This window comes from Myxococcus faecalis (assembly GCF_050039385.1).
Classification (GTDB): Bacteria; Myxococcota; Myxococcia; order Myxococcales; family Myxococcaceae; genus Myxococcus; species Myxococcus fulvus.
The window spans coordinates 10,630,118-10,643,885 of the sequence record NZ_CP144336.1; the positions used below are offsets into that span (position 1 = coordinate 10,630,118).

General features: G+C 67.8%; 9 protein-coding genes. 4 read left to right on the forward strand and 5 right to left on the reverse strand.

Annotation, left to right across the window (positions count from 1 at the left end; all coding sequences use genetic code 11):
• Positions 1–35 precede the first annotated feature (35 nt).
• The 4 genes from VZQ01_RS42125 to VZQ01_RS42140 all read right to left on the reverse strand — a co-directional run bounded on the left by VZQ01_RS42125 (position 36) and on the right by VZQ01_RS42140 (position 8,779).
• Positions 36–938 carry a serine protease gene (locus tag VZQ01_RS42125; RefSeq protein WP_426746475.1) on the reverse strand — a complete coding sequence of 301 codons (903 nt, stop codon included), beginning with the start codon at positions 936–938 and terminating at the stop codon, positions 36–38.
• Positions 939–1,113: 175 nt separating this feature from the next.
• Positions 1,114–4,176, reverse strand: a complete 3,063-nt coding sequence (locus VZQ01_RS42130) for a phospholipase D-like domain-containing protein (RefSeq protein WP_426746476.1) — start codon at positions 4,174–4,176, stop codon at positions 1,114–1,116.
• A gap of 55 nt (positions 4,177–4,231) precedes the next feature.
• On the reverse strand, positions 4,232–5,494 hold the full coding sequence (locus VZQ01_RS42135) for a Tat pathway signal protein (protein ID WP_223783202.1): 1,263 nt from the start codon (positions 5,492–5,494) through the stop codon (positions 4,232–4,234).
• A gap of 216 nt (positions 5,495–5,710) precedes the next feature.
• Complete coding sequence (locus VZQ01_RS42140) at positions 5,711–8,779, reverse strand: error-prone DNA polymerase (protein WP_426746477.1); 3,069 nt, start codon at positions 8,777–8,779, stop codon at positions 5,711–5,713.
• Positions 8,780–9,127: 348 nt separating this feature from the next.
• Between VZQ01_RS42140 and VZQ01_RS42145 the strand changes: the two genes are divergently transcribed.
• From VZQ01_RS42145 to VZQ01_RS42160, 4 genes are all read left to right on the forward strand, one after another.
• A complete protein-coding gene (locus VZQ01_RS42145) occupies positions 9,128–9,853 on the forward strand; it encodes a DUF6310 domain-containing protein (protein WP_370640370.1) in 726 nt (241 codons plus the stop codon).
• Complete coding sequence (locus VZQ01_RS42150) at positions 9,850–10,608, forward strand: DUF5953 family protein (protein WP_223748751.1); 759 nt, start codon at positions 9,850–9,852, stop codon at positions 10,606–10,608. The genes VZQ01_RS42145 and VZQ01_RS42150 overlap by 4 nt, the downstream gene beginning before the upstream one ends.
• Positions 10,609–10,630: 22 nt before the next feature.
• On the forward strand, positions 10,631–10,918 hold the full coding sequence (locus VZQ01_RS42155) for a hypothetical protein (RefSeq protein ID WP_223748752.1): 288 nt from the start codon (positions 10,631–10,633) through the stop codon (positions 10,916–10,918).
• A 110-nt stretch (positions 10,919–11,028) separates the two neighbouring features.
• Complete coding sequence (locus tag VZQ01_RS42160) at positions 11,029–12,318, forward strand: adenylate/guanylate cyclase domain-containing protein (RefSeq protein ID WP_426746478.1); 1,290 nt, start codon at positions 11,029–11,031, stop codon at positions 12,316–12,318.
• Here VZQ01_RS42160 and VZQ01_RS42165 read toward each other — a convergent pair whose 3' ends face one another.
• Positions 12,319–13,761, reverse strand: coding sequence for a serine hydrolase domain-containing protein (locus VZQ01_RS42165; RefSeq protein WP_223748754.1), 1,443 nt, complete (start codon positions 13,759–13,761; stop codon positions 12,319–12,321).
• Positions 13,762–13,768: the final 7 nt, after the last annotated feature.

Genomic DNA, 13,768 nt, shown 5'->3' on the forward strand with positions numbered 1-13,768 from the left:
CCGGCCGTCCTCATGTCAGCGGTGAGGTGCCACGGTTACCGGACGCTGCTGAGCTCGGCGACGCGCGCCTGGATCCACGGCAGGAAGCTGGAGACCTGGGTGTAGACCCCAGGGAGCCCCGCCCTCGCGCAGCCCACGCCGAAGCTCGTGATGCCGTGGAGCACGTACTTCGTCCCGGACTTCATGACCAGCGGTCCCCCGCTGTCTCCCTGGCACGCGTCCTTGCCCCCCTGCGCATAGCCTGCGCCCAGCATGGTGGGGCCGTCGATCTCGATACCTTGCGTGCGATAGCTCTGCGCCAGGGCCCTGTCACCAACAATGGGAACACCGACCTGCAGCAGGATGCTGGAAGAGTCATAGCCCCCCTCTCGCGTCAGGCCCCAGCCCGCGATGGACGACATCGTGCCCTCCGCGAGCTCCGCGCCCACGGCCGGAAGACACACGGCCTGGACGCTCAGCGCGTCGGTGAGGGACACCACGGCGGAGAGGTTGGGACGCTGGGGCACGGCGGGCTCGCCACACGTTCCCCCGATGCGGATGGGGCGCTCCAGCTTGAGGACGGCGATGTCGTTCTTCGTCGTGTCCCAGTCGTACTGCGGATGATAGACGGCTTTCGCCACGCGGACGGCCACCTGCGCGGACGTGGGTCGATAGAAGTCGTGGGCTCCCGCGACCACCGTCACGCCCGCGTATCCATCCACGACACAGTGCGCGGCGGTGAGGACGATGTCGGTCTCCTGCTTGCTACCCACCCGGATCAGGCTGCCACCACAGAAATGGTTCCCGCCCTGCTGCAGGCTGACGATCCAGGGCCACGAGCCGGGACGCGCCTCGACGCCTCCCACGATCTCCTGCGTCCCCTGCTCCAGGGCCTCGGGCATCTCCAGCTCCGACCCACCACACCCCAACAGCCCGACCGCGACCACCACACGACTCACGAAACGCAACGCAGCCTCCAGTTCCAGATGGGCCCGGACGACTGCAATGCGTGAACCAGGGGCCACCCAGAAGGAGCCCCGCGCGCGAACCCCGACAAGGAGCATCGCTGACACGTCATGCGCTCCGGGAGCTTGGAGCGTTGACGCGTCAGCTTCCCCCTGGGCAGTCCCGGGCTCAGACGAAGACGAAGTCGTCGTCGTCGTCCGAGTCCTTCTTGCTGTTGTCCACGGGAGGCTGTGGCTTCGGGAGCTCCCCGCTCTTGACCAGGGGCTTGGGCGAGTCGAAGTAGTCCTCCACGATGACGAACTCGTCCATGAACTGCCGGTTGAGGTTGTCCAGGACCTGCTGATGCTCCGCGCGGAACCCGACGGCGGCGTCACGCGGGTGGCGCGCCGTGGGAGGCAGAGCGCCGTCGTTCGCGACGAGGTGCCGCGCGATCTGGATGATCCACGGACCGCAGCTGTGCTGGCCGTCCTTGTAGCTCCCCATGACATCGTCCTGGTAACGGATGCCGGAGCGCTCGACCAGCAGGTCCGGGAACGCGCGCCGCAGCGTGCCCAGGTTGGGCACACCTTGCGGCCCCAGCGGGTCGACGAAGAGCACACGCGCCTGGCCCCGGACGCCTCGCGCCGGAGGCGCCACCTTGATGTAGATGAGCCCCCAGTGGTTGCCATTGATGTTGTAGGGCTGGACGAGGACGCGGGGCGGGCCATCCGCGACCATGCCCTGGAGCGCCTCGTCATACGTGTCCGGCGCGATGCGATTGAGCACGTAGAGGTTGATGCCACGCAGCACGACCACGTTCGGCACGCCGCGCAGGTAGTGGCGCAGGAGCGTGTCGATCTGCTGGTCCGTGTAGTAGTGCGCCCCCTCGATCTTGTCGTGGTTCTCGAAGGCACTGGAGGACGAGTCCTTCGTCGAGGGCGAGGACCCGCCCGTCGTCGTGGAGGCGGTCTGCTGCGTCGTCCCCGTCGACGGGGACGAGGACACGGGCTGCAGGCGCTTGAGGCGATCCCGCTCCTCCTTCTCCTTCTTCGCCGTCTCCTCGTCCTTCTTCAGGATCTCCATCAGGTCCGGCGGCGCGCGCAGGTCGACCCGCAGGACCTTCCCCTGGTTGCCGGCGTTCAGGAGCGGCTCGGACCAGTCCTGACCCGAGCCCTTCCGGGCGAAGAACGAGGGCGACTGGAGCCCCCCTGGCATGCGGCCACCGAAGAGCTCGGGACGCGGCAGCGGGCTCCCATGCCCCATGCCCATCAACAACCGGCTCGCGGGCAGCTCGGACATCACCCCACGGCCCGACCTGGGCTTGGGAGGATTCTTGAGGGTCTTGCATCCCCCATCACAGCGGGGATTGACGCAATGCTTGCCCGAGAAGGACCAGAGCGGCTCCCAGTAGTTGCGCAGCATGTCGCCCACCGCGACCGGCCCCTCCACCAGGTAGTTGAACTCCGAGAGGAAGCCTGGATACAGGTTGTCGGACCCGACCACGTACGCCTGGTCGTCGGCGATCATGATCTTGGAGTGGTTGCCCGGCGCCGACGGGACCTTGGGGAAGACCGCGCCACTGGCCTTCTGCACGGACTCCACCGCGTTGCCGATGATGCCCTTGACCGGCGGCACCTCGGAGAGCGCCTTCTGCTTCAAGGTCGCCGTGTAGCCCTCGGGCGTCAGCTGCGGCCAGAAGTACGACTCCCCCTCCCGCGTCTTATCCCGGGGCACGTCCGTGTAATAGAACGGCGCGATGTGCAGGCGGTCCAGGGCGCGAAGCCGCCGCTCGGCATCCGGCCGCAGCGCGTCCTCCAGCGTCCTCGCCATGTAGTACTGGAACAGCTCGAACGTGCGGCACGCGCCCGAGCCGAACGAGTACTGGTCTCCTTCCGCGCCCGCGCCCGCGTCCAGGGGCGACACCACCACCTGCACCACCAGGTGCGGGTTGACGAGCAGCGACTCCATGATCCAATGACAGACGACGTGCGAGGACCACTTCTTCTTCCACGCGCTCACCAGGTCCATCTGCGACAGGCGCAGCACGTCCGTGCAGCCCATGATGAGGTTCTCCTTCATGAGCTCGGACGCCTTCTCGTAGTCTTCCTTCATGTCCGAGCCGGACCAGTGCTTGCCGATGGACAGCACGCGCGTCGCGCGCTTGTACTCCCCCATGCCCGCGTAGCCGATGGTCCGGTCCTCCTCGAAGACGGGCTGCTCCAGGTCCCTGAGCGTCTGCAGGTCGTCCTCGCGGATGACATCCGGCAGGAGGTCCTCTTCGGTGTCCTCCTCCCAGACGGTGGGCAGCGGCTCGTTGCCGATCCGGCGGCGGGCGCGAGGACTGTCCACCGGCAGACCGCCGATGTGGATCCTGGAGAAGAGCTCGTAGCGCTGCGCGCGCAGGTCCTGGGCCTCCTTCAGGTCCAGCGGGTCCAGGGGCTTTCGCACCTCCGCCTTGTCGTCGTCCCCGTTCACCCACGTCAGGGTGTCCGGGTCCAGGCGCTCCTTGGTCACCACGTCCGTCCTGCAGGACCACATCCGGTTCAGGAACCGCTGCGCGCCCAGAGCCCCCGCGCCGTGCATGACGACGGACACGTCGTGCACGGGGGGATAGCTGGTGAACAGGTCCATGTTCAGGTTGTGCCCGCCGACCAGCGCCTCCGCGCCATCCGAGGCGACGATCTTCGAGTGGTTCCACGTCATCTTCGTGAAGTCGTCGTCGGAGTCCGGCGCCAGCCATGACGGCAGCGACGCGCTGACGAAGGCGGAGAAGCCCGACAGCAGGCCCTCCTGCAGGCGGTAGAACTTCGCCATCCAGATCTCCGGCACCGCGCCCCAGTCCTTCTTGCGAGAGCGCACCAGCCGGATCAGCGCGCCCTGGAAGTCGATGAGGTTGGGCGACGTGCCGTCCTTGAGGAGCATGGGCGTCTGCCCGAAGAGGAAGCGGATCTGGATGGGCTTGCCCTTGTTGGCCATCATCGCCGTGTCGAGGGCCCCCAGGATGATCTTCGCCCAGGCGGGGTCCGGGCTGTTGAGGGACGCCACGTCGCAGCGGAAGCGCGTCTTCTGGAGGACCTCCACCAGGGCGCGCTCGAAGTCGTTGGTGCGGCGTCGGGCCTCCTGCATGATCTCCGGGCCGAACGGCAGCCCCCAGATGCGGGGCGTGTCCAGCAGCCGCACGTAGCAGTCGTGGCTCACGTGCGTGAAGTACTTGTCGGGCACCACGGACAGCACGTCATCGATCTTGCTCATCGTCGTCGAGCTCCACGCCTGGAGGGGTTTGCGATGTCTCGGTGGCCGCGCGGGCTCACAGGAAGGTCCAGTCGATCCACCCGTCCCCGGCCTGTTCGATGGTGCAGGGATAGGTCAGGTTGTAGGGAGGCGTGCCCACCACGTCCTCGAGGTAGTAGCGGTCCCAGGTGCGCATGCCGTGGATGGAGGAGACGCGCCGCACGGACTGGCGCAAGGGCAGCCGGGACGTGCGGACCTCACCGAGCGCCATGGTGTCGAAGTGGGAGTGCGCCGTGTGGATGCGCCTGCGCAGTGACTTGACGCCCTCGCGCACGCGGCTTCGCGTCTGGAATTCGGTGTCCCACTGGGTCAGGTACCCACGGGCCATCTTGTAGACGAGCCGGGGGACCGCGCCGACGTCGTCGCTGACCTTGGAGGCGTCATAGAGCCCGTCCGTGGTGTAGATGCCCGCGACGGTGCCGTGGCGTCCCCGGATGGCGTAGAGCTTGTACCCCTCCGGCTGGGGCAGTTCCTGACGGACGAGGGGGTCGGCGAGCTGGCGGTTGTTCGCGAGCGTCGCCCAGGTGCTCCCCAGTCCCCGTCCATCCTCGATGTCCTGGTGTGCCTGCTGCTTGGTCATCCGGGCGTTGGGCCGGGGAATCACCGCGCTGAAGCCCGTGTCCAGGTGGTCCCACGCATAGACGCCGACGTAGTTGGCGACCTGGGGGGCCAGCTGGGTCTGGATGCTGTACCACTCACCCATGCCCGGGACGGGGTCGATGGCGAAGATGTTGATGGGGATGTTCTTTCGAGCCTCTCCGCCATAGGCGTAGAGGAACCAGGCGGCCATGATGGCCTCGACGCCGCCACGGCTGTGCCCGATGAAGTTGTATTGCTCCGCGCCGCTGGCCGCCGCGAGGCTCGCGCCGTGGAGCGCGAGCGCGGCGTCGGCCCACCCCAGGCCCTGGTTCGCCATGCCGCGTTGATCGCCCTCGGAGTAGCCCGACACGTATTTGCGCAGGTCTCCGGGAGTCAGCTCCAGGTTGCTGAGCAGGGGGTCGCAGCGGTCCATCTGGTCGTACCAGTCGTTCTCACCCACTCCTCGCACGGAGCCGCTGCGCTTCGTGTTGCGCAGCCCGCCGGAGATCTCCTTGTGGATGCGCACCGGGATGTAGCCCGTCTGCGGGTCGAAGATGTTCTTGTCGCTCTTGAGCTGGCGCTCGGTCTTGGACAGGAAGCGGACCAGCGAGGTCTTGTAGTCCCAGTACCGGGTCTCCTCGCCTTCGTCGCGCGCGCAGCCGGTTCCACAGAAACACACGGTGAAGACGTCCTTCGGCATGCCAGTTCCGTCCGGGTCGAGGAGGGGGTGCGCCCCCTATTGCCAGCGGCGTGCCGAGGCGGCTCCACACGGTGCGCCCCGGTCCCTCCGCCAGGGACGCGGTCCACGAGGACGCGGCTGCGTCGCGGTGGTACGCGGGCCCGTCGCCAGACGGGTAGACAGGCACCCGTGGCGTGTCCGGAGTGACGTCGGACCGGCAGTGCGTCCTGGCGGGACTCAGGCGGAGGTGCGGCGCCGCTCGCTCGAGGGCTCCAGGCGGGCGGCGGCCTCGAGCCCCCACACCGTCTTCACCTTCACGTTCGTCACCTTGCCCGAGCGCTCCAGCACGCCCTGCCCCACCAGGAACAGCGCGCCGTGGAGCTCCTTGCGGCAGCGCTCGTAGACGTCCGGAGGCACCACGAGGTTGGCGATGCCCGTCTCGTCCTCCAGCGAGAGGAAGCACATGCCGCGCGCGGTGGGAGGCCGCTGGCGGCAGATCATCATCCCGCCCACCGTCACGGTGCGCCCGGAGGCCACCGTCTTCAGGCCCTCCGCCGTCACCGCGCCCTGGCGATTGAGCAGCGGGCGCACGAGCTCCAGCGGATGCTTCTCCAGGGACAGGCCCACGGTGTCGTAGTCCGCGCAGACGCGCGCGTACACATCCATCGAAGGCAGCTCCACCTTCGTGCCGTCCATCGACATGCCGAAGAACAGGTCGTCCGAGTCCAGCGGCCCCAGCGCCTGGAGGTCCCAGAGGGCCTGTCGTCGTGAGCCGCTCAGTGACGCGAGCGCGCCCGCGAGGGCCAGGCGCGTCAGCTCGTGCCGGGGGATGCGGGCCCGCCGCGCCAGGTCTCCGACGTCGGTGTAGCCGTGCTCGCCTCGGCCCGTCTCCACGCGGCGGCCCGCGGACTCGCCCAGTCCGCGCACCATCCGCAGCCCGAGTCGCAGCGCCCTGCCCCCGTCCTCCAGGGTGCAGTCCCATTGGGACACGCGCACGTCGACGGGGCGCACCTCCACGCCATGGCGTTGTGCGTCCGCGACGAGGGTGTGCGGGGCGTAGAAGCCCATGGGTTGGGAGTTCAGGAGCGCGGTGGTGAAGGCCGCCGGGTAGTGGCACTTGAGCCAGCTGGACGCGTAGGAGATCAACGCGAAGCTGGCGGAGTGGCTCTCGGGGAAGCCGTAGTGGGCGAAGCCGCGGAAGTTGTCGAACCACTCCTCGGCCTGGGCGCGGGCGTAGCCGCGTGACAGGCAGCCCTCCACGAAGCGGCCCCGGTACTGGAGGAGCATCGACTCGGCGCGCTTGTGGCTCAGCACGCGACGAAGGCCGTCCGCCTCCTCGGCGGAGAAGCCGGCGGCCACCATGGCGAGCTTCATCGCCTGCTCCTGGAAGAGCGGCACGCCGAGCGTCTTGCCGAGGATCTCCTTCACGGCCTCGCTCGGGTACACGACGGTCTCCTCGCCGTTCCTCCGGCGCAGGAACGGGTGGACCATCTTCCCGACGATGGGGCCGGGGCGGATGAGGGCGATCTCCACGACCAGGTCGTAGAAGGTCCGCGGCTTGAGCCGGGGCAGCATGTTCATCTGGGCGCGGCTCTCGATTTGGAACACGCCCACGGTGTCCGCCTCGCACAGCATGTCGTAGACCTTCGGGTCCTCGGCGGGGATGGTGGCCAATGACAGCTCACGGCCGTGGTGCTCGCGAATCAAGGTGAAACACTTCGAGAGCGCGGTGAGCATGCCCAGGGCGAGCAGGTCCACCTTGAGCAGGCCGATGGAGTTGATGTCGTCCTTCTCCCACTGGATGACGGTGCGGCCGGGCATGGCCGCGTTCTCCACGGGGACCAGTTGGGTCAGGGGCTCGCGGGTCATCACGAAGCCACCGACGTGGATGGAGAGGTGTCGGGGGAAGCCTTCCAGCTCGGAGGCGAGGGACAGGGTGCGCTGGACGCGGCGGTCGAACGCGGACAGGCCGGCCTCGAGAAGGACCTCTGGCGTCACCTCGAAGCCGTGGGCGGCGGAGACCTTGGAGAGTCGGTCGACCTGGTCCAGGGACAGGCCCATGGCCTTGCCGGCCTCGCGGAGGGCCAGCCGTCCCCGGTAGCAGATGACCTCGCACACCATGCCGGCGCGGTGACGGCCGTGCTTCTCGTAGACGTACTGGAGGACCTCCTCGCGCCGCTCGTGCTCGAAGTCCACGTCGATGTCCGGGGGCTCCCTGCGGGCCATGCTGAGGAAGCGCTCGAACAGCAGGCCCATGCGCACCGGGTCGATGGCGGTGATCTGCAGCGCGTAGCAGACCGCCGAGTTCGCCGCGCTGCCTCGGCCCTGGCAGAGGATTCCGCGTCGCCGCGCGAAGCCGACGATGTCCCAGAGCGCCAGGAAGTAACCCGCGAAGTCCAGCGCGGCGATGAGGCGCAGCTCGTGTTCGATCTGCTTGACCACCTCGGGGGGCACACCCGCTGGGTAGCGGACGGTGAGCCCTTCGTAGGTCAGGGCGCGCAGGTGCTCGTCCGCGGTGCGGCCCGGGGGCAGGTCCTCCTCGGGGAAGCGGTAGCGCAGGTCGTCCAGGGAGGCGCGGCAGCGCGAGGCCAGCTCCACGGTGCGCTCCAGCGCGTCCGGCCGGTCCGCGAACAGGCGCGCCATCTCCTGGGGGCCCTTCAGCGTGCGCTCCGCGTTGGGCATCAGGCGCGTGCCCACGCGGTCCACGGTGGTGCCGTACCGCACGGCGGTCAGGACGTCCTGGAGCGGCTGACGGCGTCGGTGGTGCGTGTGCACGTCGTTGTGCACGACGAGGGGGGTCCTCAGCTCTCGGGCCAGTGCGACGGCTTGCGCTTCGCGCGCGGAGTCTCCGGCGGACAGAGTGCGGCACAGGCCGACGTGGAAGCGCTCCGGGAAGGCCTCCGCGAGGGGGGCGATGCGCTCCAGGGGGGCGGGTTCGGGGAGGAGCGCGAGGAGGCCGCTGGAGCGCTCCGCCAGGGCGCGCCAGGGCAGCCCGGCTTCACCCTTGGGGTGGGTCATGCGGCTCTGGGAGACCAGGGAGCAGAGGTTGGAGTAGCCCCCGGCGTCCGCGGCGTAGACGACCACGGGAGGCCCGTCCTCGAGCGTCAGCTCCGCGCCCAGGATGAGGCGCAGGCCGTGCTCCTTCGCGGCCAGGTGGGCCTTCACGGCCCCGTAGAGACCATCCGCGTCCGTCAGCGCCAGGGCGCGCTGACCAAGCCGGGCGGCCGTGACGATGAGCTCCTCCGGGTGCGAGGCCCCGTGCAGGAACGAGAAGTTGGAGCGACAGACGAGCTCGGCGTAGTCCACGCCCGATCAAGACACTGACCGGCCGTTCAGGCGCTAGGTCGGATCTTCGTTCGACGTGCGAGGGACTTGGTGGGTTCGGTTCCCTGTTTCCACGTGCTTCCAGAGGGACCCGCGAGGACCGAGCCTCCTTGACCTGCGGCTTCGTCACTTGATTGAACGGGCGTGACCATGAGCTCGCGCGCCTGTGCGGCACTCCTGCTGTTCCTCACGGCGTGCGCCACGTCGGCACCGGGGCCCAGGGAGCTTGGGCCTCGAGCCACTCGGCTCGCCAACCTCCAGCGGGCGGCGGAGCTGCCGTGGAGGGATGATGGACGATGCGTCGTCCGCGAGGCCTCCCAACCGTGGCCCGTGCTCGCGGAGCGCTGCTTCCACGCGCTCGACCATGACCGGGTCCGGTTCAACGACCCGACGCGGAGATGCACGGTCGCGTCGGCGGGCGCGGCGGCCCTGGGTATCGGCCTGTGTGTCCTGGCCGCGCCCGAGATTGTCGTGGGCGCGGTGATTGTCTTGGGTGTCGTGGTGGTGGGGGTCGTCATCGAGGAAGCGCTGGAGGCGTATGAGCTGCGGGGGAGCAGCTCGGAGAATGACGAGGCCTCGCTCCAGACGAAGCCGGCCCTGCGGGAACCTTCCGCGAATCGAAAGCGCGAGCCAGCGGGTCAGGACGCATTCCCACCAGTGCCAACCGAGCCCGCGGAACAAGAGCGTCGCCCGGAGTGCAGGCCCATCCCCGTGCCACACGCGGGCAATGATGCTCCGCATAACGCGTGCGCCGACACGTTTCCTCCGAACCGATACCCTGGGATGGACGTCATCGTGAACGGAGTGCGCTTCGATGCACTACAGGTCGGCGCGCGCGTGCTGTGGGAGCTCAAGACCCATCAGTTCGACACGTACAATCGCTTCATCCAGGACCGGGAGATTGAGAGCGAGTTGAAACAAATCAGAAAGGAGCGAGACACCGCGGCAAGATGTGGATACGACTTCGTCGTCGGTGTGAGCACCGAAGATCACCAGCGCGCACTGCTCGACGAGATTCCCACACTCAATGTCGTCGTCACGGGATGCCCTCGATGACCCAACCGAGAACCCTCACCCTCATCGTCTATGCGCCTGCGCTTGCAGGCACAGACGGCCGCGCTCTCGATGCCATCCAGGGGATGGAAAAGGCGCTCCCTGGCTTGCGCCTGGAGTGGCGGATCTCCGAAAGCGGAAGACCCATTCCACTGCCGCAGCGCGACGCGTGGCTCATGAAGAGTATCGAGGACGGGGGCTTCCCGCTGCTGTGCAACGGGAACGAGAGCTACCCCGTCACAGTGATGGGGTGTGAAAACTCTGCGCTCTTCAGCCCGGGTGGGCAGGCCCAATTCGAAGTGCATGCCAAACTGCCACTCGACCCACCTGTGCTCACGGCAACTGCGGCTGTGCTGGAGGCCGTGGCAGAGGGGGCGCAAGCATTCTGGGGACATGCGTCGCAGCAGGGCTATGGCTCGGAAATCGCGAAGCAGCTTCGCCGCTCTGCGAGTGGGCCGGATCACTCACCTCGTGGGCTGCCCATGCTCAGCCTCCCAGAGAAGCTCCCTGAGAAAGAGACGCCCTCTTTCCTCGGATGGGTGAACTACTGGTCCGCCGCTACCGCTCGAACCATCGGGTTCCCTGATCCTGCTCGCGACACCGATTTGCTCACGCGAGCGCGGCGCACGGCATCAGGAGGATGGGTTGTGCAACTCACGGATACGCCTCTCGACTACGACAACCCCACCCACCTGGATGCCCTCAAGCGAACTTATGAGCGTTTCCCGCAGATCGGAGGCCGTGCGGACTTGAGATAGATTGGCCCACCAGGAGGTGGCCATGACCTGGGTACTTCAAGCAGCGGTGGTGCTGTCGGTCCTGATGGGTCTCCTGGGAGCAGTCTGGGCAATCGTCCTCGGCTACCGCTACGCGCGAAAGTGTCGACAGGCCGCCGCCGAAGCAGCCCTCGGCATCTACGGCCAACGCGAGCTCGAACTCACCGGCTTTCGCGGCTGGCTGGCGGATTGGGTCGATGGCACCTCCAGCGAGACCTGTGCCTCCAGTTCGGACGCGTCTCCCAGCATGTGCCAAGACACCTCCGACGCAGCCCACGCGTCCTCGGACTGAAACCACAGGTATTACCCGGGGTGACGGCGCCTCCGTCCGAAACGCACCCCGGGTGACAGACCGGCTTCACGCAAAAGGGCCCGGGCCGCCTCTGGTAGCGTCATGAATACATGCTGCCGCAGCTCGCGACTCGTCTCCTCGACCCGGCTGAGCCGGACCTGTCCATCGCCTTCGAGCGCAACCTCGTCGACGAACGGCTTCGTGTGGCCCGTCGTCTGGGGGCCCTGCGCTTCTTCGGTGTGCTCGCCTGGCTCTGCTTGAGCCTGAGCCTCTCGTGGCCCGCGTCCCCAGTGGCGCTGGGCGTCTACCTGGTGCTCGCGGGTGTGCTCTGGGCGACGGCGGTCTTCACTCGCGGGTACAGGTATGCGGGCCTGGCCGTGGCGCTGGTGGACGCGCCCATGGTCTTCATCCAGCAATACGTCACCCTCCTGGCTGATGTGCCCGCGAATCTCGTGGGCCCCATGTCCTGCGGGGTGTTCTGCGTGCTCCTCGCGCTGTCGGTGCTGTCGCTGGACGTCGTCACCGTGGCGCTCTGCGCCGTGATGGGTATGGGCTTCTCGGTTTTCCTGATGAGCCAGGGCACTGCCGAGGACTGGAGCCTCGCCCCCGTGCTCGTCGTCATCCTCGGCGTCACGGCCCTGACGCTCGCCTATGCCACGCACCGCATCCAACACCTGCTGCATGGCATCTCCCGCGAGCAGGCTCGCCGCGAGCGCCTGGGTCGCTACTTCTCCCCCGAGGTGGCCCGCCACATCGCCGATCGAGGCACCGGCCTCGCCACGGGCCAGCATCGCGAGGTGACGCTGCTGTTCTCCGACATCCGCGGCTTCACCTCCATGTCCGAGCGGATGGACAGCCCCCAGGTGGTCGCGCTGCTCAACGAGTACCTGTCGCGCATGGTGGAAGTGGTGTTCCGCCATGGCGGGACGCTCGACAAGTTCATCGGCGACGGCATCCTCGCTTACTTCGGCGCCCCCCTGGACCACCCGGACCATGCGCGCGCGGCCGTGGCGTGTGGACTGGAGATGCTCGACGTGCTGGCGGCGCTCAACACGGAGCGCGTGGCGCGAGGCGAGGAGCCACTGCAGATCGGAATTGGCATCCACACCGGCCGCGTCGTCGTGGGAGACGTCGGCAGCCCTCAGCGGCGCGAGTACACAGTGATCGGTGACGCGGTGAACCTGGCCAGCCGCATCGAAGGGCTCACCAAGCAGGTGGGGACGCCGCTGCTCGTGTCCTCATCCACGCGCGCCACCGCGGGAGAGACCTTCACCTGGTCTCCTGCCCCTCCGGTGGCGGTCAAGGGCAAGAGCGAACCCGTCGCAACCTTCGTCCCCTCCACGGCCATCGCGCCACCGACAGCGCCCGAAGGAAGGCCGGTCATCACCCCGCACGCCTGATTACGGCTTCGCCTTCACGGCATCGGCCAGTCGCCGCGACTTCGCGTAGAGCTCCGCCGCGGTCACCGCATCCCCCAGCGCGGCATGGCATTCAGCCAGGCTGTCCCAGGCATTGGCTGACTCCGGATGAAGCACGGTGTTGAGGGTGAACACCTTCAGCGCCGCGCGGTCGCCGAGGTTCTCTCGGACGGAATAGCCGGCGCTGTTGATCGCGCGCTCCAACTCCTCAGTGGCGACGCCGCTGCCGTCGCGCAACCAGGTCTTCAATCCCGTGTCATCGGCGCCCTCATCAGCGAGGGCATGGGTGATCAACCGCTCGGACAGCGTCTCTCGCGGAAACAGCCGTGGCGCCACCTGCGCCATGGTGCTGTCCACCAGCGTGCGTGACCAGACATTGCGCACGCTGCCGTTGGTGAAATAAACGAACGTCCAGGTGTCACCCACCAGCGAGTCCTTGAACAACAGGCGAGCCCGAACGCGAGTGCCACCGTCGTGGCTCATCTGCCGATAGTCGCCGCTCTGCCCGAACTCCCAGCCACTGATGAACCCACTGTCGCGACCCGTGCTGAGCTTCCGCGGCTGAAACAGCGTCCGGAGCGTCGCCCGACGCACCAGCTTGCCGGCGGCCAGCGCCTGCAGGAAGCGATCGAGATCTCCCACGGTGGTGTGCAGGCTGGCATGCCCCAGCGCATAGGCGGGCCAGGCGATATCATCCTCCCGCCGCAGCGCGCCGTCCTTGCCGATGTACCCCCTGGCCAGGCGCGCGGAGGGCACGCCAGCAGGTCCCAGCCAGGTGTTGCGCAGCCCCAGTGGCTTCAGGATGCGCTGGCGCACGATGGCCGCATAGGGCTGACGATAGTGCGCTTCCAGCAACGCGGTCAGCACCAGGAAGTTCGTCTGCGTGTAGCGGTTGCTGCTGCCGGTGGCGAACTGCATCGGCGTGTCCGCCAGCCCCGCGAACGCCGCCTCCAACGTGGGCGCAAGCCCCGCGTGTCCCTTCGACACCAGGGTCCCCTCGCGGTTCTCGAAGTACTCCGGCACACCGGAGCTGTGGTTCAGGAAGTGGCGCACGCTGATCGCCTTCCACGCATCGGGAAGCTCGGGCAGATAGCGGCTGGCGGGTGCATCCAGCTCGACACCGCCCTGCTCGACCAACTGCATCACCAACACACTGGCCAGCAGCTTGGCCAACGAATAGGCGTTGAACACGGTGTCGGTCGACACAGGCGCGTGGCGCTCGACATCCTTTTCACCGGTCGCGGCCTGATAGACGAGCTGACCGTTGTGGCGGATGAGCACGGCCTGACCCGCGATACCGTAGCGCTCGCGGTTGCGCTTCAGTTGCGCGTCGAGGCGAGTGGTCAGCTCTGGATTCGCCGCCGGAGCAGCCAACGGCCCCACGGCAAGCACGCAGCAGAGCACGGCGACAAGCTGGCGAGACATCCCGGTG